The organism is Nocardia sp. NPDC102475, assembly GCF_055584605.1.
On sequence record NZ_JBVJLS010000007.1, the window covers coordinates 154,860 to 175,232 of the forward strand.

General features: G+C 66.3%; 21 protein-coding genes. 7 read left to right on the forward strand and 14 right to left on the reverse strand.

Annotated features, from left to right (window positions below):
• Positions 1–386: 386 nt before the first annotated feature.
• The 3 genes from ACZ60G_RS15110 to ACZ60G_RS15120 all read right to left on the reverse strand — a co-directional run bounded on the left by ACZ60G_RS15110 (position 387) and on the right by ACZ60G_RS15120 (position 2,839).
• Entirely contained in the window at positions 387–725 is a 339-nt protein-coding gene (locus tag ACZ60G_RS15110; protein ID WP_465810715.1) for a hypothetical protein, read from the reverse strand.
• Between the two features lie 168 nt (positions 726–893).
• Positions 894–1,586: a response regulator transcription factor gene (locus ACZ60G_RS15115; protein ID WP_465810716.1), complete on the reverse strand. Its 693-nt coding sequence runs from the start codon at positions 1,584–1,586 to the stop codon at positions 894–896.
• On the reverse strand, positions 1,583–2,839 hold the full coding sequence (locus ACZ60G_RS15120; RefSeq protein WP_465810717.1) for a sensor histidine kinase: 1,257 nt from the start codon (positions 2,837–2,839) through the stop codon (positions 1,583–1,585). The genes ACZ60G_RS15115 and ACZ60G_RS15120 overlap by 4 nt, the downstream gene beginning before the upstream one ends.
• Before the next feature lie 234 nt (positions 2,840–3,073).
• Between ACZ60G_RS15120 and ACZ60G_RS15125 the strand changes: the two genes are divergently transcribed.
• Entirely contained in the window at positions 3,074–3,466 is a 393-nt protein-coding gene (locus ACZ60G_RS15125; protein ID WP_465810718.1) for a DUF6223 family protein, read from the forward strand.
• A 443-nt stretch (positions 3,467–3,909) separates the two neighbouring features.
• The gene (locus ACZ60G_RS15130) at positions 3,910–4,038 is read left to right on the forward strand and encodes a hypothetical protein (RefSeq protein WP_465810719.1); all 129 of its coding nucleotides are present in this window, start codon (positions 3,910–3,912) and stop codon (positions 4,036–4,038) included.
• Between the two features lie 99 nt (positions 4,039–4,137).
• Here ACZ60G_RS15130 and ACZ60G_RS15135 read toward each other — a convergent pair whose 3' ends face one another.
• From ACZ60G_RS15135 to ACZ60G_RS15175, 9 genes are all read right to left on the reverse strand, one after another.
• Complete coding sequence (locus ACZ60G_RS15135; RefSeq protein ID WP_465810720.1) at positions 4,138–5,511, reverse strand: MFS transporter; 1,374 nt, start codon at positions 5,509–5,511, stop codon at positions 4,138–4,140.
• The gene (locus ACZ60G_RS15140; RefSeq protein WP_465810721.1) at positions 5,508–6,638 is read right to left on the reverse strand and encodes a PLP-dependent cysteine synthase family protein; all 1,131 of its coding nucleotides are present in this window, start codon (positions 6,636–6,638) and stop codon (positions 5,508–5,510) included. The genes ACZ60G_RS15135 and ACZ60G_RS15140 overlap by 4 nt, the downstream gene beginning before the upstream one ends.
• A 102-nt stretch (positions 6,639–6,740) precedes the next feature.
• Positions 6,741–7,181 (reverse strand): putative copper homeostasis (lipo)protein LpqS, encoded by a 441-nt coding sequence (gene lpqS / locus ACZ60G_RS15145; protein WP_465810722.1) that lies wholly within the window; start codon positions 7,179–7,181, stop codon positions 6,741–6,743.
• A gap of 569 nt (positions 7,182–7,750) precedes the next feature.
• The gene (locus ACZ60G_RS15150) at positions 7,751–8,407 is read right to left on the reverse strand and encodes a GntR family transcriptional regulator (protein WP_465810723.1); all 657 of its coding nucleotides are present in this window, start codon (positions 8,405–8,407) and stop codon (positions 7,751–7,753) included.
• A 15-nt stretch (positions 8,408–8,422) separates the two neighbouring features.
• Positions 8,423–9,484, reverse strand: coding sequence for an isopenicillin N synthase family dioxygenase (locus ACZ60G_RS15155; RefSeq protein ID WP_465810724.1), 1,062 nt, complete (start codon positions 9,482–9,484; stop codon positions 8,423–8,425).
• A gap of 26 nt (positions 9,485–9,510) precedes the next feature.
• Positions 9,511–9,717 carry a hypothetical protein gene (locus tag ACZ60G_RS15160; RefSeq protein ID WP_465810725.1) on the reverse strand — a complete coding sequence of 69 codons (207 nt, stop codon included), beginning with the start codon at positions 9,715–9,717 and terminating at the stop codon, positions 9,511–9,513.
• 136 nt (positions 9,718–9,853) lie between these two features.
• Complete coding sequence (locus ACZ60G_RS15165) at positions 9,854–11,203, reverse strand: amidohydrolase family protein (RefSeq protein WP_465810726.1); 1,350 nt, start codon at positions 11,201–11,203, stop codon at positions 9,854–9,856.
• A gap of 334 nt (positions 11,204–11,537) precedes the next feature.
• Positions 11,538–11,987: a cupin domain-containing protein gene (locus ACZ60G_RS15170; RefSeq protein ID WP_465810727.1), complete on the reverse strand. Its 450-nt coding sequence runs from the start codon at positions 11,985–11,987 to the stop codon at positions 11,538–11,540.
• 45 nt (positions 11,988–12,032) lie between these two features.
• Positions 12,033–12,953, reverse strand: a complete 921-nt coding sequence (locus tag ACZ60G_RS15175; protein ID WP_465810728.1) for an MBL fold metallo-hydrolase — start codon at positions 12,951–12,953, stop codon at positions 12,033–12,035.
• A 196-nt stretch (positions 12,954–13,149) separates the two neighbouring features.
• Here ACZ60G_RS15175 and ACZ60G_RS15180 point away from each other — a divergent pair, with 196 nt between their 5' ends.
• Together ACZ60G_RS15180 and ACZ60G_RS15185 are read left to right on the forward strand one after the other, a co-directional pair.
• The gene (locus tag ACZ60G_RS15180; protein ID WP_465810729.1) at positions 13,150–14,754 is read left to right on the forward strand and encodes an AtzH-like domain-containing protein; all 1,605 of its coding nucleotides are present in this window, start codon (positions 13,150–13,152) and stop codon (positions 14,752–14,754) included.
• Positions 14,754–15,506, forward strand: coding sequence for a cysteine hydrolase family protein (locus ACZ60G_RS15185; RefSeq protein ID WP_465810730.1), 753 nt, complete (start codon positions 14,754–14,756; stop codon positions 15,504–15,506). The genes ACZ60G_RS15180 and ACZ60G_RS15185 overlap by 1 nt, the downstream gene beginning before the upstream one ends.
• A 102-nt stretch (positions 15,507–15,608) precedes the next feature.
• Here the strand turns inward: ACZ60G_RS15185 and ACZ60G_RS15190 are convergent, their stop codons facing one another.
• Together ACZ60G_RS15190 and ACZ60G_RS15195 are read right to left on the reverse strand one after the other, a co-directional pair.
• On the reverse strand, positions 15,609–16,559 hold the full coding sequence (locus ACZ60G_RS15190; RefSeq protein ID WP_465810731.1) for a PDR/VanB family oxidoreductase: 951 nt from the start codon (positions 16,557–16,559) through the stop codon (positions 15,609–15,611).
• Positions 16,560–16,591: 32 nt separating this feature from the next.
• Positions 16,592–17,224 (reverse strand): helix-turn-helix domain-containing protein, encoded by a 633-nt coding sequence (locus ACZ60G_RS15195; RefSeq protein WP_465810732.1) that lies wholly within the window; start codon positions 17,222–17,224, stop codon positions 16,592–16,594.
• Between the two features lie 244 nt (positions 17,225–17,468).
• Here ACZ60G_RS15195 and ACZ60G_RS15200 point away from each other — a divergent pair, with 244 nt between their 5' ends.
• The 3 genes from ACZ60G_RS15200 to ACZ60G_RS15210 all read left to right on the forward strand — a co-directional run bounded on the left by ACZ60G_RS15200 (position 17,469) and on the right by ACZ60G_RS15210 (position 20,346).
• A complete protein-coding gene (locus ACZ60G_RS15200) occupies positions 17,469–18,728 on the forward strand; it encodes an amidohydrolase family protein (protein WP_465810733.1) in 1,260 nt (419 codons plus the stop codon).
• 8 nt (positions 18,729–18,736) lie between these two features.
• Positions 18,737–19,504, forward strand: a complete 768-nt coding sequence (locus ACZ60G_RS15205; RefSeq protein WP_387285933.1) for an ABC transporter ATP-binding protein — start codon at positions 18,737–18,739, stop codon at positions 19,502–19,504.
• 107 nt (positions 19,505–19,611) lie between these two features.
• The gene (locus ACZ60G_RS15210) at positions 19,612–20,346 is read left to right on the forward strand and encodes an ABC transporter permease (protein WP_387285935.1); all 735 of its coding nucleotides are present in this window, start codon (positions 19,612–19,614) and stop codon (positions 20,344–20,346) included.
• The last annotated feature ends 27 nt before the right edge of the window (positions 20,347–20,373 follow it).

Here is a 20,373-nt window from a genome sequence, read left to right on the forward strand (position 1 = left end):
AGTCGCTGGGGCCGCCGGCAGCACGCTTGGCGGACCGGAGCCGACAGTGACCGCCGGTCCCAAGGATCTGCTCGACCTGGTTCCGGTTGACTACGCCGCCGAGCGCAGCGACCTACCGATCGCGACATCCACACCGAAGACGTCCACGGCAGTCACGCGGTTAGACGCGCGCTTCCACGGCGCCTGCCGCGCACCGTCACGCCGGCCCACCACGAGATCATCGGTTCCTATCTGGCGCGCCTCGCGTCGCTGAACCACCTTGATGGCGAAGAACTTTGGAAAAGCGTGAGCATTCCTGGACCGACACCGGCGCGACGGATCGTCACCGCCGAACGGGTGGCAGCTCTCACCGGCAGACCAGCCGAGCATTTGGCCGGGGCAGGGCACTACCCGAACTGCGAGCCACCGCCGAGCACTGGCCACTGTTCCGGCACGTCCCGCAACGGGGTTGCCTGCGCTGCGATGCCCGCCACCTGGGCGGGCCCGTCTGGCGGATCCTGCCGCACCACCGTTACGTCTGCACCCGACACCAGCAGTGGATCGGACCGCCCGATGATGACCGGTACGGCCCGTCGTTGCGGGGATGCCCCGAGGCGGTCGCCGCGCAACGGCGCCACCTGCGCCTGGTTCAACGCTTCGGCTGGGCCGCTGCCCATGACGGCACCAGTGCGGTCGAGCACTTCATCAGCGCCGTGCGCTGTGTATACCGCTACGCCGAGGACCACGGGTGGATCCGCCCGTGCGACAACCCCGCCCGCCAGCCCCCTACCTTTGGCTGCGCTACTTCGTATTCAGCTGAGCCACAACGCGATAACGAGATCCACTAAAGCTCGCGCCCGAAAGCAGCTCGGAATGGGCAGGGGCCGGAGGCAGGATCGCCCGCTTGCGACCGTCTATCGGGTGACGAGTCCTGTTCTGTAGGCGATGACGACCAGTTGCGCGCGGTCGCGGGCACCGAGTTTGACCATGGCGTGGCTGACATGGGTGCGGGCGGTCGCCGGGCTGAGGAACAGTTCGGCGCCGATCTCGTCGTTGCTCATCCCCTGCCCCACCAGCGCCAGGACCTCACGCTCCCGATCGGTGAGGACCGCGAGCCGATGTTCGGCGGCCTTGTCCGCCGTTCGTTGTGCGGTGAACTGAGCGATGAGGCGGCGGGTGATACGCGGTGCGAGCAGCGCGTCACCCGCGGCGACCACGCGGATGCCGTGCAGGAGTTCGGCCGGACCGCAGTCTTTGAGCAGGAAGCCGCTGGCACCGGCTTGCAGTCCTTCGAAGACGTAGGCATCGGTGTCGTAGGTGGTCAGGATGAGAATGCGAACGTCGCCTAACCCGTTCGTGGTGGCGATCTCCCGGGTGGCCGCGATGCCATCCATCTTCGGCATGCGAATGTCCATGAGGACGACATCCGGGCGCAGCGCGCAGGCTTTGTCCACGGCTTCGGCGCCGGTGGTGGCTTCCCCGACAACCGTGATGTCGTCCTCGATATCCAGCAGGAGCCGGAAACCGGACCGCACCAGCTGCTCATCGTCGACGAGCAGGACCTTGATCGGAGTATCGCCGTTCGATGCGCCTGTCGTGGCGTTCATACGTTCGCCCGTCCGGTCGGGGCCAAGGGCAGCCGGGCGGTGACCGCGAAGCCTCCGCGGGGGAGCGGACCTGCGTCGAGGTCTCCGCCCAAGAGCTGACAACGCTCACGCATACCGAGGATGCCGCGACCACCTGTGCCTGGATCGGCGAGCCCACCGTTCGCACGACCCTCCTCCGTGGGGTGAACTGCCCCATCGGTTTTCGAACCCGGCTGCCTGCCCTCGTCGGTCACCCGGACTTCGACGGTGTCGGCGCCGTAGTTCAGCGCGACCGTGACCCGGGTCGGCCCGACGTGGCGAATCACATTGGTGATCGATTCCTGCACGATTCGGTATACGGCGTTGCCGACCACATTGGGTACCGGCGCAGGCGGTGCGGTCGTCTCGAGGTCGACGTCGAGCCCGGCCTCGCGCGCCATGGCGCAGAGTTCATCGAGCTGCGCGAGACCAGGGTGCGGGACGCGGCCGTCGTTGTCGTCGCGGAGGACTCCGAGGATGGCCCGCATCTCCGCCAGTGCCCGAGAACTGGTCTGCTCGATGGCCTTCAGGGTCTCGCCTGCTTTTTCCGGTCGCTTGTCGAGCACGTGTGCGGTGACACCGGATTGGACGTTGATGATGGCGATGGCGTGTGCGACGGTGTCGTGGACCTCGCGTGCGATCCTGAGCCGTTCCGCGTCGACCCGGGCGCGAGCTTCTTCCTCACGATTTCGTTCAGCCAACTCGGCACGCTCGAGCGCTTGTGCCGCAATGAATTTCCGCGAGCGGACACTCTCACCGAGGGCGGCACTCATAACCGATGCGCCGATCCGGAAATACACCCAGCCGATGGCGGCTGGAGGTTCGATATCGGTGGCGGCGATCAGCCAGACCGCGGTCAAGGCGGCAATCCCGACACCGGCCACTACCAGCGAGCCACGCCCGTCGCCACGGGCGGTGAGGGTATAGAGGGCCACGAACAAGCCCAGCCATCCAGGCCCGTCAGGGAAATCGAGGGCATAGTAGGCCGCACTGGCGAGCGCGGTCATCGCGAACACCGCGACTGGCCAGCGGCGGCGGACGGCCAGGACCGCGCCCGGAGCAATCAACAGGATGTAACCGAGATATCCGAAATCGGACAGTGGGCGCAGCACAGCTTCGGGCTGCCCGCTGTTGCGTACAACGGTGCCCTGGACCTGCATCACGGTGATGAATACCGCCAGCAGCACGTCTTGTGTCCATGCAGGCAGGCGGAACAGTGTGACGCGATCCTGCATGGAGCGATCATAGAGTTCCCGGCTCGCCGAACAACTCCGACCGGTTGCGCGGCCGTCTACGCCGAGAAGCGCGTATCCGCGCGAGCCACCTACGTCGAACAACGTATCCATTGCCGCCGTCTGACCGACGACGCACCGGCGTCGAGACGCGAGGATCGTTGGCGTCTGATCAACGACGGAGACCTCCACGAATAACGCAGCCGGGTCCACGTCGTTCGACCGAAAGGATCCGCAATGTCGCTCCTCGATCTGTCTGCCGCACCGGTGGCCGCCCACATCTGGGTTGTCGCCGCCGGTTACGAACTCGGCGTCGGACGCACCGTGCCCAGCGTGGCAGCCGTACTCGGGCTGATCAGCGCCATCACCGGTGGGTTGGTGCTGGCCCGATCCCGTCGCCGCGGCACCGGGCAAGTCCAGATCATCGGGGCCCTGGTGCTCGGACCGATCAGCGCGATCGTCGGCGGGATACACGGGGCCAACGCCGCCGGTGGCCTCGGCACCGGCAACGGACTCGCCGGCGCCATCTTCGCCGTGGTACTGGGACTGACCGGCACAGTCCTCGGCGGGCTGGCTCTGGCTCGCTCCCGTCGGACCGACCATGGTGCCGAGTCGATGCCCACCTCGTGAATGCCGCCGCCAGAACCGGTTCGACAAGCCTTGCATCCGACCAGAGCCAATCCCAATCGCTCGGCGATTCCGGTGAAATCCTGGATTTGGTCAGCATGATCGCCCCGACCGGAATGCGAACGGGCACTTGATGATCGTACTTTGTGCGGGTGCACTGATCTTGGACCGGAGTCGAGCGAAGCAAACGGAATCCGAGTACACGTCGTCATTGACTCTGGCCTACTGAACAGACCTACGACCGGCGATTCGAGGTCAACTCATAGGTTGACGACCACAGAGTGAGTTGGGCGACACCGAGATCGGCGAAATACGTTCGCCGCAACTACACCGTATCCGGCAGAACGTGAGGGTAGGTACGCATGTGAGCCGAATGGCGGCAGCGCCGAGGGCGACGGCTTATCGAACGCGGCAGGCGCGCAGGCGTTTTCCGGGACGACCAGCCCGTGTCCTGGTTGGTCGCGGTCTACCACAGCGTTGTGCACGGCGCGGCCGCCGCGGGGCACCTCGCCGATAGCAATGCGACCGTGCTCATAACGACCACACCGCTGGCCGTCTACCCGCCACCGAATTGATCCGAGTGTGAGCCGTCAGCGACCGAACACACCGCGTGACCCGATGCTCGGGACTTCGCCGCCCAGTGGGAGGCCGGGGGTACCGGCCTCCCACCGTGGTTACCGCCGCGCGGCCGGAGTCGGCGGTAACTGATGCCGGCCGGTGGATTCGGATGGGCGGCCTGTCGATTCCCGCAGCACGCTCGCTGCCTGTGCGGCTTGTCGATGGCGAACCACGTGTGGTTTCGAATCCTGTTGCACCACACTGTATTTGCCCGCTGGACTGCGGTCCAGCCGGTGTAGCGCGCATGCCGCGACAATCCCGATGAGCGTGAGTCCGACCCACACCGCCCAATCGACGCCTGCCGCGCGGGCGGCACCCATCACAGCGCCGGTGGCCAGATTGCCGACCAGGATGCCGACGCCGACCACGGTGTTGTAGAAGCCGTAGTGGGTCGCCACCAGCTTTCCGCCGGACAGCGATACGACCGTGTCCATCTCGAACGGGAACACCGCGGCCGTGCCGACCGCGAGCAGCGTCGCCGCCAGCAACAGGACCACGGCCGCGGCGGCTACACCGAATCGACCCGGACCGGGCACCACAGCCAACGGCAGGAACGACACCGCCAGCACACCCATGCCGACAACCAGGCTGCGGCCGGTCCCCCACCGCGCGCGGAACCACGCGGTAATGCGCAGCTGCCCGGCAACCGCAACGGCACCGGACACCACGAACATCGCCGAGGTCAACGTGTCCGCGCGGGTACCGGCGATGAATTCGGCCTGCAGCGGCAACGCGAGATAGACCTGGAACGACAGCACATAGGAACCGATCATCGCCACCGCGAACGCGACGAAACGGCGGTTGCCGAAAACTGTTCGCCAATCCTCCAGCACGGAGGTTCGCTCCCCGGTCTGCTCGCCGCGACGGGTCGGCAACGCGAACAACTGCGCCACCGTCAACCCGGCGAATACCACCGCCGCCGCACCGGCCGTGACCCGGAAATCGAGTGCCATCAATGCCAATCCGACCAGCGGACCGGCGAGGATACCCGCTTGATAGAAGATGTTGAACACGGCGAACGCCTCTACCCGACGCTCGCCCGTATCGGCGGCGAGGTACGCGCGGACCGCCGGATTGAACAGCGCACCCGCGAAACCCGTTGCCGCCGAGGCGATCAGCAATCCCGGTAACGAGGTCGCGAACACCAGCAGTGCGAAACCTGCTGTGCGCAATAGACATCCAGCGACGATCAGCGGCTTGTAGCCCAGGCGATCAGCCAATGTGCCACCGACCAGGAACATGCCCTGCTGCGAGAAATTGCGCACGCCGAGCACGAGACCGACCGCCCACGCCGCCAGACCCAACGGGCCCGCCAGATATCCGGCCAGATACGGCATCAGCATGTAGAACCCGAGATTGATGCCGAACTGGTTGACCATCAGCAGCCGAGCGGCGAGATCGAAGCTGCGGAACTTCGCGATTACCGTCACGTCACCGGCCCCTTGTCCCGCACCGGATTTCGTGGATCGACAACGGTTGCGCAGCGGGTCCAGGAACGCACCACCCGCTGCGCCGGGTGGCTGATGGTAGCGGGCTCGACCGGTGGCGCGGCATCCAACAGCCCGTGCTCCTCGCAGTACGCGTCGTTGTAGACGGTGTCGAAATATCGGTGTGGACCGTCCGGGAAGACAGCTGCGATGCGGGTGCCCGCGTCATGTGTGCGCGCGGCCCATCCCGACACCAGCGCGACCGCACCGACACTCCACCCACCGCTGGCATGATGGGTCGCGGCCAGCGTGCGGCAGGCCCACACCGATTCCGACGGCGCGACCCAATGCACTTCGTCGAATGCTGCGTAGTCGACGTTCGACGGATGGATGCTCGACCCGAGCCCGCGCATCAGACGCGGACCCGCAGGTTGACCGAAAATGGTGGAGGACACCGTGTCAACGCCGATCAGCTTCAAGTCCGGGTTGAACGCGCGCAGCACCCGCGCAACCCCGGCCGAATGCCCACCGGTCCCGACCGCGCAGACGAGCACATCGATCCGGCCGAGCTGCTGGACCAATTCCAGCGCAAGGGATTCATAGCCGATGACATTGTCGGGATTGCTGTACTGATCCGGGCACCACGCATCCGGCTCGCGATCGAGCAGCTCCGCGACCCGGTCGCGGCGGGCCAGCTGCCAGCCCCCGGTCGGATGCGGCTCCGATACCGCATCCACCTGCGCACCGTATGCGGTGAGCATTCGCGCGACGATGGGCTCCAGGCCCGGGTCGGTCACCACAGTGACCGGATGCCGATAGACCATTCCGGCCAGCGCCAACCCGAGACCGAGTGTGCCGCTGGTGGATTCGATGATGCGCGCACCCGGCGCCAGATCACCACGTTGCTCGGCACGGCGCACCATGTGCAGTGCGGGCCGGTCTTTCATCCCGCCGGGATTGAATCCTTCGAGCTTGGCCCAGAATCCGCGATCCGCGGGCGCTAGCGGCGCGCCGACCCACAACACCGGGGTGTTGCCCACCAACGCTTGTGGTTCTCGGGCCGCCATCGGTGCGGTGACCAGAGCCAGCGCGGGTGCCTCGACGCGCTGCTCGAGCACGATCTTGTCCATGACTGTCGCTTCCTGTATCGAATCCGCCCCGTGGGCGGTGAAGACGTGAGCGGGAAACGAACACCGGCCGACGACAGCAAGCGACGGCCTGGCGCTGACCGATCAGCGTCGAGCGATACAGAGATGCGTCAGAATGACGCGACCGCGAGCGGCGGGCACGCGGATGACCGGCGGGCCCCGCACGGTCAGACCGGCCGGGGTCGCCGCGGCAACAGCCACGAGCGCCGCCACCAGGGCCAACGCGAGCAGCAGCAGGACCGGAGCCTGCCCACTCCCGCTGGGCAGAACCGACTTCAGCACGCAATGCCCGGCGTGTGGCGAACAGGCACACATGGGCGGATGGATGGCCGGGACGGAATGGTCCGCGTGCAGGTCGATCGAAAGCGGAATGACCGATCCCACCGCAGCATGACCAGCCGCACCGGCATGCGTGTGGGAATACTCTCCCGCCAGCGCACAGTCGAACATCGGCGCTACGAGCAGCACCGCCGCGAACAGTGCGAGCGCAGAGCTACCAAGCCGCAACCGACCGATGACACTCACAATGGCACCAGTGTAGCGACGGATTCCGAACGGACGTCGACGCCGCACGACAGCGACGCGGGGGCGCGCATACGGCTCGACGACCCATGCGAGCAACCGCGATACAGCGGTCCGAATACGCCCCGTGACGGTACGCCCCGATACGGCAGAGCTGGCGCTGCGACTCGACGGCGGCAATCGGTCCGACTCATCTGCGCAGCCTCCCCCCAACGAAACAACTTGACCACGAACGACTTTGGGACATCGAACCTCGACGACTCCAAGATACGCGATCGACATCCTGCGGCCACAATCTACTATCTCCGTACGTAGCCAGTGGATTTTATGTGATCAGATCCACGATCGGACGGAGCGCCACGCCGTCGAACTCGCCGCGCCGCCACTACTTTCCACGCTACCCAGACAAGTCGTGGTCACCACCCAACACATCACCACCCACTGGCTACGCCCCACCACCCTCACCTGGGTCGAACGCACCTTCGGCTACGCCACAGCCCACACCTACGCAGGCCACCACACCTGAGCCCACGGCATCCTGCTCGCCCGGACGAGGTCCGATTCCGTGGCTGTCAGCGTCTGCCGAGGCGGGTGATAAGCCCGTGCACATGCGCCTCGGCCGCCACGCGTGCGTCCTGTGCATGTCCGGATTCGAGGGCATCGACAATGCGTCGATGTTCGCGCAAGGCGACGCGGCGGTTGAGTTCGGAACGCCAGAGATCGCCGCGGTAGAGGTGGGTCTTGGCTTCGAGGCGGGCGAGTTCGTCGGCGAGCGGGCGGTTGCCTGCGCAGTCCCGGATGAACGCGTGGAATTCCACGTCGAGCTCAGTGTCGCGGGTCGGGTCGGCCGGGCAGCGCAGGTTCTCCTCCTGTGCGGTGAGGATGGTTGCGAGCTTCGCCAGATCGGATTCGGTGAGTGTGGCGGCGGCCGTCGCGGCGGCCAGACCGTCCAGCACCGCGCGGACCGCGAGTACGTCGCGCACCTGCTCGTCGTCGATGGCAGCGACCCGGGCCCCCGAATGCGGGACATTTACGGCCAGCCCCTCATAGATGAGCTGCTGGACGGCCTCGCGTACCGGGCTCCGGCTCACGCCGAGCCGGGCGGCCAAGGCCGGAACACTGAGCGGCGTGCCCGGCTCCAGCTCGCCGGATAGGACCAACTGCCTGACCTGCCGGTGCACGGATGCGCCGAGCAGCGCGGACGTAGTCGCCGCGCCGTGGTCGGTCATCGCAGTCGCTCCTGATCAGTGAGCAGCATGGGTTCTCGGCCGGGCTTGTGTTCCTGGGGTCGGTCGTTCGTCTTCGATGGTGAAGTTACCTTGCGGCCGGTAGTTGGCCTGCACGCGCTGGGCGAGGAAGTCGGCGGCGGTCGTCGGGGGGTACTTGTGGCGCGGCCCCTGGATGACGGCGTCGCGGTCGGCCTGGGCGAAGTAGGCGATGCTGTAGCGGTCGCCCTGGTACTCGCCCGCACCGGGGCTGCGGACACGGTGGAAGTTCGACGGCAGTTCGTCATCGCTCCAGCGGGTGAGCATGTCACCGATATTGCAGGTGATCAGCGCGGACGACGGGGTTATCGACGTCCATTGCTGCTCCTGCATCTCCTTGCCGGGGCAGACTTGCAGGCCACCCTGCCCGTCCCGCTGGAAAAGCAGTGTCAGACAGTCGAAGTCGGTGTGCGCACCCGCACGCCACCGACCCGGCACGCCCTGGAGTTCTGCCGGAACAGCGAAGTAGTGCAGCAGCCGAAGCGTGCTCTGATACTGCGCGGATTCCGGATCATGCGACTTGGTGAAGTGATTGCGGTCCAAGCCGAGGCGATCGGCGAAGCAGGAGAGTACGCGCATCGCGACTGTCCACGCCTCGTACTCGAAATCGAGCATGTCGGTGCGGAATCCGGCCAACTCCGCCTCGCTCGGCCACAGCTCGGCCATATGCGGGCGAGTGATCTGGTAGGACTCCTTCTGATCGGGCACGCCGATGGACGGGCGCACCTGACTCAGGCTCTCCCAGCCGGCGTTGTTCGCCTTGACCAGTGGATATCGCGCCTTGGTCGACTCCGGGAGCGCGAAAAACGCTGCGGTGCGGGCGAATACATTGTCGATCTGGTGCTGCGGGATGCCGTGCCCGGAGAGCTGGAAGAAGCCGATCTCGGTGGCCGCGGCCCATAGCTGGTCGGTGATCTCGGCGCGGCGGTCCGCGAAATCGGTCAGGTCGATGACGCGGATATCGCGGGCATCGGTCTCCACGCCGAGGCCGCCCATCTGCTGCTCGCGGGATACCTCGGACAGGTCGTAGCTGGCGGTCATTGTCAGTCCTTGTCTGCGTGGGGATCTCAGCTGCCGACGTTGATCGTCGGGTCGAGGACCAGGCCCTGGGGGATGCTCTGGTCGACGTACATCTGTGAAGGCACGGTCTGGAAGCCTATGGCGGAGCCGCCGACGCAGACCTCCAGCTTCACGCCGCTGTCCTTGGTCTGCGCGTCGGCGAAAGACGCCGCCATGCCCGAGAGCAGCGTCCGAGCATCGACGTCGCGCACCACGTCGTGCAATGTCTCAGAGAGTTTCAGCGTTCTTGACCTTCTCCGTCGAGTAGTCACATTGCGTGCAACAAAGGCGCATCACCAGTATTGTGGAAACGAATTACATGCAATATGTCTCGAGTTTCGAGCTGATTAACTATGGCCGCATGGCACTGAGACGCCGCGTGAGTGAGCCGGTATCCACCCGCGTGCTGACGCCATCACGAACAACCGGTTCCCCTTCCACCCACACCGTGTCCACCACGCCCGGTGAGGCTGTGGTCAGCAGGGTGGCGCCGGGATCGAGCACCGGTAGGCAGGCGAAATCGCGGTCGAATCGGACCAGCGAGAAGTCGGCAGAGTCTCCCACCGCGAGTCCGGGCGCGGTCGACGAGCGCCCGAGAGCACGGTTCGCTCCGCAGGTAGCCAGCCGCATCATTGTGTCGAAGTCCAGGATGTCGGCGCGCTTGCGGGTGACGCGCTGCAGGTAGGAGCCCATACGCAGGGCGAGCAGCATGTCCTGGGTGTCGTTGCTCGCAGCGCCGTCCACGCCGAGGCCGACATCAATTCCGGCGTCGAGCATCTCCAGCACGGGTGCGGCGCCGCTGCCGAGTCGCATATTGCTCAGCGGATTGTAGGAAACGGCCACGCCGCGGTCGGCGAATACCGCGCGGCCGTCGGCATCCAGATTGACGCAGTGCACCGCCAGGGTCCGGTCCCAGAGGAATCCGCCGACGTCGAGGTACTCCACCGCCGAGCGGCCTGCATGCAATCGGCACATATCCTCGTCGGTGGATGTCTCCAGTACATGTATCGAGACCGTCTTGCCGGTCCGCTGGGCGTACTCGCGCGCGGCGGCCATGCCATCGGGGGTCAGACAGCGCGGATTGGGGATCGCGAGCGCGGTGACGATGCGCGAGCCAGTCAGCCGAACGTCAAGGTCATCGATATGGGCGAAAACCTCTGGCAGCGGCTGCATCAGGCGCGGATCGATGCCCCATTTCCGGGTGATGTCGGCGCGGTCGGCGACACCGCGGCCGAGGATTACGCGGATACCCAGTTCATCCAATGCCCGAATCATGGCGTCGTGCACGGCATCCGAGCGATTCGGCCACATGTGCTCGACCACGGTGGTAACACCGCTGCGGAGTAACTCCAAGCCACCCGCGAGCGCGGAGAGATACGTCTGCTCGGCCGTGGCGGCGAGGGTGCGCTCCCCCACGCACCGCAACCATTCCAGCAGCGGAAGCCCCTCGCCGATACCGCGAAGCGCGGCCTGCTGCAGATGGGTGTGGGTATTGACAAAACCCGGAATCAGATAGCCGCCATTGCCGTCGACACACGGCAGTTTACGGTGGTCGGCAGCACCCGCGGCCGCTCCGATCGCGGTGATGGCTCCATCCAGCACGACGACGTCCTGACCGGACAGCCACTGAGCGCCCGTTCCGGCGCGCTGGTAGACGGTGACATTGCTGATGACAGACGAATAGGATCGATTGGGAACCACGCGACATTCCTCCTGGAAATGCGGCTGGTTCGCCCGCCTGGATTCGACGGCCCTGTCGTCCGTTTCAGCCATGAACGACGTGCGAGCCAATCTAGCGGCCCCGTATTTCCGAAGCGTTAACCCCGACCGAGCCCAACCTCGAGCCGCCCCGATCAGAGCCGCAGATCCGCCCCTACCTCGAGGATCTCGACCTGGGGCTCTTGTCGGCCTCCAAGAACGCGCCCAGCGCATTGGCTTCGGCCGCCACGGCCGCGCGCTACGCGGCCGACACGGCATCGGCTATCGGCAGTGAGATTTGCGTTGCAGTGCTGAGTGTTTCGGACCGGCGGCAAATTCAATGACCCGGCGCGGACCCGAAGCCTGTTGCCAGAGTCCGGATATCTGCCTCGGACAGCCTCGTGGGCGTGCCGCGGTCGACGAGATCGGCGAAACCTCCGTCATCCGCCATCACAGTGATCGTGTACAGCCGCTCGGTGCCGGAGGTGTTCAGAATGCGGTGTTCGGATCCCGGTTGCAGGATCAGCACGTCGCCCGCGCCGAGGTCTACGGCGTGCGTGTCGCTGTGTGCGCGGGCGGTGCCGGCCAGCACGATGAAGATTTCGGCCGAATCCTCATGGGAGTTCAGTGGTTGCGCACCGCCCGGCTCCCAGATCTCGAGGAATACGCTTGCGCTGGAGCCGTGTTCGGGTCCAGCGAGTGTGCACAGCCGTACCGTGTCCGCGGGTGAGATGAGAGCCGCCGACAGGTCGGCGAGGTGTCGTACGACGGGAGGTGCCCCAGCCATATCGGATCCTTTCGGGTAGATGTCGCTATCGCCGCGGAACGCGATTCAGCCGACGGGTGGTGTGAGCAGGGTGACCGGGCCGCAGTCGTGTCGGGTTACCGGCTGGCCGAGCATGTCGCGGGCCGGCACGGCGATCGTTGTTCCCTCCAGCATCGCCGCCGCGGCGTGGGCGACCTCGGTGGCCGCACTGGCCGGCAGTTCGCAGATAAGGTTGTGGGCGGCCAGAATTCGGGTGATCGGGAGCTTCGACAGGCGGTGCGTCGATTCGGCGAACCGGACTGGGTCGGCTCCGGCGCCGTGCAGCCAGTGGGCGGCGCCGAGCACCGTGTCACCTGAGAGCAGCGTGCCGGTGGTGTGGTCGAACAGGCACACGGTGTCCGGCGCATGGCCGGGCGTGTGCAGTACCTCGAAATGTCGTCCACCCAGGTCGATGATTTCGCCGTCGGCCAGCGCCCGGCTGATCGGGGTCGACGGTATCGCCCACTGCGTCAGGTCCGGCAGCGGGCGTAACCGACCGACTCGCGCCAGGGTAAAGAAATACTGGGCATCCAGCAGGGCGAACCGGTCGAACTCCGCGACCACCCGCGACATCGCCGCGGCATATGTTCGAAGGAACGCTGGATCGGCGGCGGTGTGCAGGCACCCGGAATTCGGGTCCGCAGCCGTGGGGTGCGCGGCGAAGTCGATAACGTCGACCTGCGCGGCGAGGTCGGCATTGCCGCCGCGGTGATCGATGTGGTGATGCGACGACACCACCAACACCGGCAGCGCCGTCAACGCCTGCACCACTTGGGATATCGGGGCGATGCCGAGCCCGGAATCGAATAGCAGCGCGGTGTGTTCGCCGATGACGAGGTAGCTGGCGACATGCCCGGGTTCGTTGATCAGGTGGATACCCTCCCCGATGTCTCGAACGTGGAACCAGGAGTCCGCTTCGGCACAGAAGGTGGGAGCTCGTGAGGCCACCGCAGCTCCTCAAATGTTGATGACAGTTACATTTGCGAATGTAGCGGCGCCGCGTTTCCGGGAGGTAAAAGTTGCGGACCGACCATCGAACCGAGTGAAGGGTGCAGTCCATCAACCCGGTCGCGACGAAAAGGTTCACAACAGTGTTACGCGGGCAATGTTCATCACATCAACATTCATGGCTACCGTCTGACCGGTGATCTCTCCCTTCGATGACCTCGACGCCGATCTACGTTCGGCATTCGCGCGGTATGAAAGGGCCTTGATGGCCAACGATCTCGCCGAACTGGACGCCATATTCGCCGACGGACCTCGGCCGATCCGCAGCGATCCAGCAACCGCGCTGGTCGGCCACGACGCGATCGCCGAGTTCCGGGCCGGGCGAGCCGGCGCACCGCCCCGCTCCCTCGTGCGGGTATATGTGCGCAGACTCGGCCCCGATGTCTCGGCGATCGTCGCGGAGACCCGCCGAGCGGACGGTTCACAGGGTGTCCAAACCCAAGTCTGGGAGCGCGGCAGCGGCGGTCGATGGGCCGTCACCGTGGCGCATGTGTCCGGCGGTCCCGCGCCCACCGACGGCAGTACGGTCAGCCCCGACTCATCAATTTGGCGTGTCGCGCCGGGCGAGGCGCCGCTCGTACGCGGCGGCCGAGGACCGCTCCGCGATGCGCGAGTGGCCGTCAAAGATCTGTTCGCGGTGGCCGGCCACGCGATCGGAGCGGGGAACCCGACCTGGCTGGCGGGAGCGCCGGTGGAGTCTCGCCACGCCGCGGCAGTATACGCATTGCTGGCGGCAGGGGCCGATATCACGGGTATCGCGACCACCGACGAGCTGGCTTTCTCACTTGCGGGCTCCAATATTCATTACGGCGCGACACCGAATCCGGTTGCGGCGCACCGAGTCAGCGGCGGGTCGAGCAGCGGTTCGGCAGCCGCGGTCGCCGCCGGGTTCGCCGATATCGGCCTCGGCACCGACACCGCGGGCTCGATTCGCGTCCCGGCATCATATTGCGGGCTCTACGGTCTTCGCACGACCCACGGGGTGGTCGCGCGGACGGGTCTGGTGGGTTTGGCACCGAGCTTCGATGCCGTGGGCCTGCTCACCCGCGATGCGACGCTGCTCGCCCGGGCGGGCGCGGCGCTGCTGCCGAATCAAGAAGTACATCCGGTCACCAGGATGGTGGTGGCACCGGAACTGGTCGATCTGCTGGATCCTGCCGCACGCGAATCTTTTTGGGCGGCGGTGCAGGCACTGACGCTGCGCGATGCGTCCGCTGGAAACGTATTGCCACCGCCGGAGACGATCGCGCTCGACTACCCCGACGGCGCCGGGCTCGACACTGTGCTCATGGCATTCCGCACGGTTCAGGCCGCCGAGGCGTGGCGCATGCACGGCACCTTCGTGTCCGCTCAGCCGACCGCGTTGGCGCCCGATGTCGCCGCTCGATTCCACGTCGGCCGCGAGATCGACGCCGCAACCGAGACCGAGGCGCGCGGTCTGCTAGACGACATGAGCACCCGGCTGCGGCGGATACTTCCCCCCGGCGTCGTCCTCGCGCTGCCCGCCGCCTCGTCGGCGGCTCCACGCCGAGACGCCTCGTCGGCGGACGTGGAAGCGGTGCGGCAGCAGACATTGCGACTGACCTGTCTCGCGTCGCTGGCAGGACTGCCCGCGTTGTCGATGCCCCATCTCCGGGCGGGAAACCTGCCGGTCGGGTTGTGCCTGCTGGCCGGACCAGGACAGGACTCCACCCTGCTCACCTTCGCCACTCCACCTTTCGCCCGACAGGACCGCCCCTGATGTCCCGAAACTCCTGGTCACTGTCCGGCGACCACGCGGATCTGCGTCGCCCCATCCATCCGCCACACTCGCTGGAGCTCGATGCTCGGCCGCAACGGGTGAGCCTCGATCTCGCGCGCACCGCGTTGATCGTCATCGATCTGCAGAACGACTTCTGTCATGTCGACGGGTGGCTTGCGCGCATTGGAGTGGACGTCTCGCCCGCACGTGCGGCCGTCGATACCGTGCGGACGGCGCTGCCGGCCGTGCGCGGGGCCGACATCCCGGTCGTGTGGGTGAATTGGGGCAACCGGCCCGACCGGGCCAACCTGCCGCCCGGTGTGCTGCACGTTTACGATCCCGCCGGCACTGGCGTCGGAATCGGCAGTGCGGCAACCGCTTCGAGCACCGCCGTGCTCGAAGCGGGCAGCTGGGGCGCGGACGTAGTCGACGATCTCGAGATCGCGCCAGAAGACATTCGCGTCGACAAGTACCGGATGAGTGGATTCGTCGATACGGTTCTGGATTCCGTGCTCCGCAACCTGCGGGTCGACACCCTGCTGTTCGCCGGCGTGAACGCCGATCAATGCGTGTTGTCGACATTGATGGACGCCGCGAACATCGGCTACGACGTGGTGCTACTCACCGATGCGGTGGCCACCACCTCGCCCGAATACTGTATGGAGGCAACGACGTACAACATCCGACAGTGTTTCGGGTTCACCGCGACCGCCGCGGACCTCGTCCGCGGACTCGCCTCCGTGTCCAGGTGAAGGCGGCCCCAACGTCTGGATAAGGGCAGCCCCGGCGTCCCGGTACCGCCGTTCCCTTCGTGCCGCCGGGGCCGCCGAATTCTATGCCGGACATTCAGCGCTTCACAGTTCGAGCACCAATCGTGCTCCAGCGCAGCGTGATACGCAGATCATCATGGACTCGCCCTCGGCGCGCTCCTCCGGCGACAGCACAGAGTCGCGGTGGTCGACCTCCCCGCTCACCACGCCCGTCTCGCAGGTACCGCAGGTCCCTTCCCGGCATGACGAGAGTGCGACCACGCCGCGTTCCTCGGCCACCTCGAGTATTGATCGGGTCGACGGAACCGTGAGCGTCAGCCCCGACATGGCGAGGGACACCTCGAACGGGACCGCAGCAGACTCCGCGATATCTCGCGCGACGAACCGCTCGGCGAACACATCGACCGCCTCGACTCCCGCGCAAGCGTCTTCCGCGGCGGCGATCAAACCTGCTGGACCGCAGGCCAGTACCGCGGTTCCCGGCGTCGAATCGGCGAGCAGCGCCGCCACATCCAGGCGTCCCGCATGCGCCGACTGATGCGGCAGCACCGCATCGCCGTAGTGTTCGCGTAGCTCACGCAGGTAAGCCATGGCCGACTCGTCGCGGCCGGTATATATCAGCCGCCAAGGCCGCCCGGTGCGCTGCGCGGCGGCGGCGAGCGCGAGCATCGGCGTGATCCCGATACCTCCGGCGATCAGCACGTAGCCGAGCGCACGCACGAGCGGAAAGTGGTTGCGCGGCGGCCGGATCGAGGCCGTTGCGCCGATCGACAGGAGTTGGTGGGCCCGGACCGAACCACCGCGCCCATGCGCCTCACGCAGTACCGCGATCCGATAGAGAATGGTGTCGTCGGGATCGGAAACCAGCGAGTACTGCCGGACGATCCCGTCGCCGAGCAGTAGGTCGATGTGTGCCCCCGCCTGCCATGGCGGTAGCCGGTCACCGTGCGGGTGGCCGAGGGTGAACTCGTCGATGTTCTCGGCCACTGGGCGGCGGTCGCGTACGACGACGGTGATGGAGTCGGAATCGTTCATCAGGGCCTCCAGAAAATTCGGGCCCCGCCTAGTTATTGGTCCCAGCCACGGGAATCCGCCTCGCGCCCAGCCGCTTTCACGACAATCAGCCTGGCATGCGGGCCGTCCACCACACGCCACCGGTGTGGTGTGCCGCCAGTGTAGTAGAGGCTGTCACCGTCGGCGAGTCGCGCGTGGCCATGGTCACCGAGGTCGACCACGATCGCCCCCTCGACCACGTACACCCACTCGTCCTCGTCGTGCTCGAAGTAGGGGCCGAATTCGGCGTGTACGTCGATGAATTCTTGCGGGTAGAACGATGCGCGCCCGTGCACCAACAGCCGGGTCGAGCCCTCCTCCTGCCCCGATCTGGCGATACCCCGCGGCAGCTGGACGCCCTCGTGGGAGCGGATCACCTGGCCCTCGGCGGTCCCTTCGGCGTCCTCGCCGCCGCGGGTGTCCGCCGCCAGCATCAGGTCGACCTGGGTGGTTCCCAGCGCTTCGGCGATGCGGGCCAGCGTCAGCATGCTCGGCCGTGCCAAACCACGTTCGAGCTGACTGAGGAACGGGTGCGAGATCTGCGCCTGCTCGGCCAGTCGGACCAGGGTGAGTCCGCGATCACGCCTGCGGCGGCGGATCTCGGCTCCGAGCATGGTTTGCGCGTCGTCGGGCGCCTTTTTGGTCACGTTCTCCACCTTTATATCCCACCACCGATCGTCGAGGTGCGTCACGGACGGGCACCCGCACGCTAGACCACCCATTGTCGCGTCGGCGAATTAACAAGACCGTAGCTAACTCGTTCATCTACCCGAAACAAGGCGGCTGAATAGTGCTAAATGTTGATCACATCAACATTAGCTCTATCCGTAACGTCTCGCCGACCAGCCACGGGCGGGCCACCACGATCTGTTTCTCTCTCGAAGGACCTCCATGGATCATCCACTACCGCAGCGTGTTTCGCGCCTGTGCGGGGCAACCTTGCCCGACGGCTCGGTGGTCGATCTCGACATCGGACGCGACGGGGGGCACTCGCTGGTGACCGCGGTTCGCCCGAGTGCACCGGACCGGAGCGACGAAACCTCCGACGCATCAATAGATCTGAGCGGTTTCGTGCTGTTGACCGCACCCGCCGAGCCACACGCACACCTGGACAAGGCGCTGACCTGGGATGCGCTCACGCCGACCTTCGGCAACCTCGGAGCGGCGATCGACACGTGGCGCCAGGGCAGTGCCGAACTGACCGAGGAGTCTTTCCGCAGTCGGGCGACCGCGGCGACATCGGCCCTGTTGCGCAACGGCACGACCGCCATTCGGTCGCACGTCGACATCCTCAGTGGCCCGGACCCGTTGCGCGGCATCCGCGCGGTGCATAGCGTACGCAGGCGATTGTCCGGGCTCGTCGACATCGAGATCGTGGCGATGACACCCCCGGCGGCCGATCCCGGACTTCTCCACGCGGCCCTGGACGCGGGCGCCGACTTGATCGGTGGCGCACCGCATATCGCGTCGGACCCGATCGCCGAACTCACCCGGCTACTCGACATTGCCGAGGCCCGCGGAGTCGGCGCCGACCTACACGTCGACGAGTTCTTGTGCGGCGACCACCACACACTCGCCCACTTCGCCGAGCGGGTCGCCGGGTGGCCCGCCGCCCGGACGCGCACCGCTGGGCACTGCTGCAGGCTCGGTACCATGGCCGCAGACGAACTGGACGCGCTGCTGGCCACGGTGGCGCGCAGTGGCGTGGGGATCGTCAGCCTGCCCATCACCAATTTGTATCTGCAGGGCTGGGATGACCCGGTCGCTATGCCGCGCGGATTGACCGCGCTCGCCGCGCTACTCGACGCGGACATCCCCGTCGCGGCCGGTGCCGACAATGTCCGCGATCCGTTCAACCCGATCGGCCGCAGTGACGCACTCGAAACGGCCGCACTGCTGATCACGGCCGGTCATCTGGCGCCGGAAGTGGCCGTGCACTTGGTTACCGATGGTGCGCGCGCGGTGCTCGGCTTGCCCGAGGCCGGCGCGAAACCCGGTGCCCGCGCGGAATTTCTCGCCGTACGCGGCAGCAGTCTGCTCGATGTTGTCGCGAACGCACCTGCCGACCGGATCGTCATTCGCGACGGCGCGATCGTATCGATCAGCCGAACCGACCATCGCACAGCCGATTTCGCAGTACTGGAGGTCTGATGTCCAGCATGCCAACCATGAGCGCCGCCCCGCCCCGCCCCGGTAGTCAGGTGCTCGGATTCGAATCGACCGAACTCACCTATCCCAACGGCACGGTCGCGCTCTCGGGCGTCGATCTGACAGTCCGGGCCGGTGAATTCGTCAGCGTCGTCGGGCCCTCTGGCTGCGGAAAGTCGACGCTGCTTCGAATCGCCTCCGGCCTGGAGTCCGCGACCGGGGGTTACACCCAGGTCGGCGCGAATCGGATCGGCTATGTGTTCCAGGACGCCACCCTGCTGCCATGGCGCTCGGTGCGTGACAATGTTGCGCTACTGGCCGAACTCGATCACATGGCCAAGGCCGAACGCTATCGCCGTGCCGACGATGCCATCGAGTTGGTCGGTCTCGCGGGGTTCGCCGATCACCTGCCGCGCATGCTCTCCGGTGGTATGCGGATGCGGGTGTCGCTGGCTCGTTCGCTCACCGTCGATCCCGAGTTGTTCTTATTCGACGAACCTTTCGGCGCACTGGATGAGATCACGCGAGAGCGGCTCGGCGACGAGATAACCGAACTGTTCGACGACCGCCGCTTCGCGGGCCTGTTCATCACGCATTCGGTGACCGAGGCCGTGTACCTCTCGACCCGCGTCGCGGTGATGTCGGGCAGGCCGGGCCGCATCGTCGAGGAGATCGACATTCCGTTCGACTTCCCGCGCCGACCGGATATCCGCTTCACCCCCGAGTTCACCGCACTCGCGAGCCGAGTCTCGCAGGCGCTGCGAGGAAGTCACGCATGAACGTCGAAACGCACACTGCCGCAACAGTATCCGAATCAGTTGTGACCACCGCCGCGGCGCGCACGTTCAAACTGCGTACGGTCCTTGCTCCGCTCGCGGTCCTGGCCATGGTGATCGGCGCCTGGTACCTGGTGACCTACACAGTGCTGGCACCGTCGCGCCGGTTTCTGATGCCGCCGCCGCACGAAGTGGTGACCGAAGGCCTGCTGGGCCCCGGGGCGCCGGATATGTGGGAGGCGTTGCAGCGGACCGCGACCGTGGCGTGCACCGGTCTGGTGATCGCCGTGGTCCTCGGGATCGTCTGGGCGGTACTGATGGCGCAAGCTGGTTGGGCGGAGATTGCTCTGTTTCCGTATGCGGTTGTGCTGCAGTGTATTCCGATCCTGGCATTGGTTCCGCTGATCGGCTTCTGGTTCGGTTTCGGATTCACCGCGCGGGTGTTCGTCTGCGTGCTGATCGCCCTGTTCCCGGTGGTGTCGAACACGCTGTTCGGGCTGAAATCGGTTGACAAGGGCCTGCGGGAACTGTTCGCGCTGCGCGCCACTGGCCGGACGACGGTGCTGCGCAAGCTCGAGTTCCCGGCCGCGATGCCGGCCATTTTCGCCGGTGTCCGGATCTCGGCCGGACTCGCGGTGGTCGGCGCGATCGTCGGCGACTTCTTCTTCAAGCAGGGCGATCCCGGCATCGGCATCCTGATCGACAACTACCGATCCCGGCTGCAGTCGCCCGAATTGTTCGCCTCGATCCTGCTGGCCTCCGGCCTCGGCGTCGTAGTTTTCGCGTTCTTCAGCTGGCTGTCTCGCCGGCTGGTCGGCGCTTGGTACGACTCCGCCCGCAACTGAAATCCCACCCTGCCGCTGCGCCCCTTT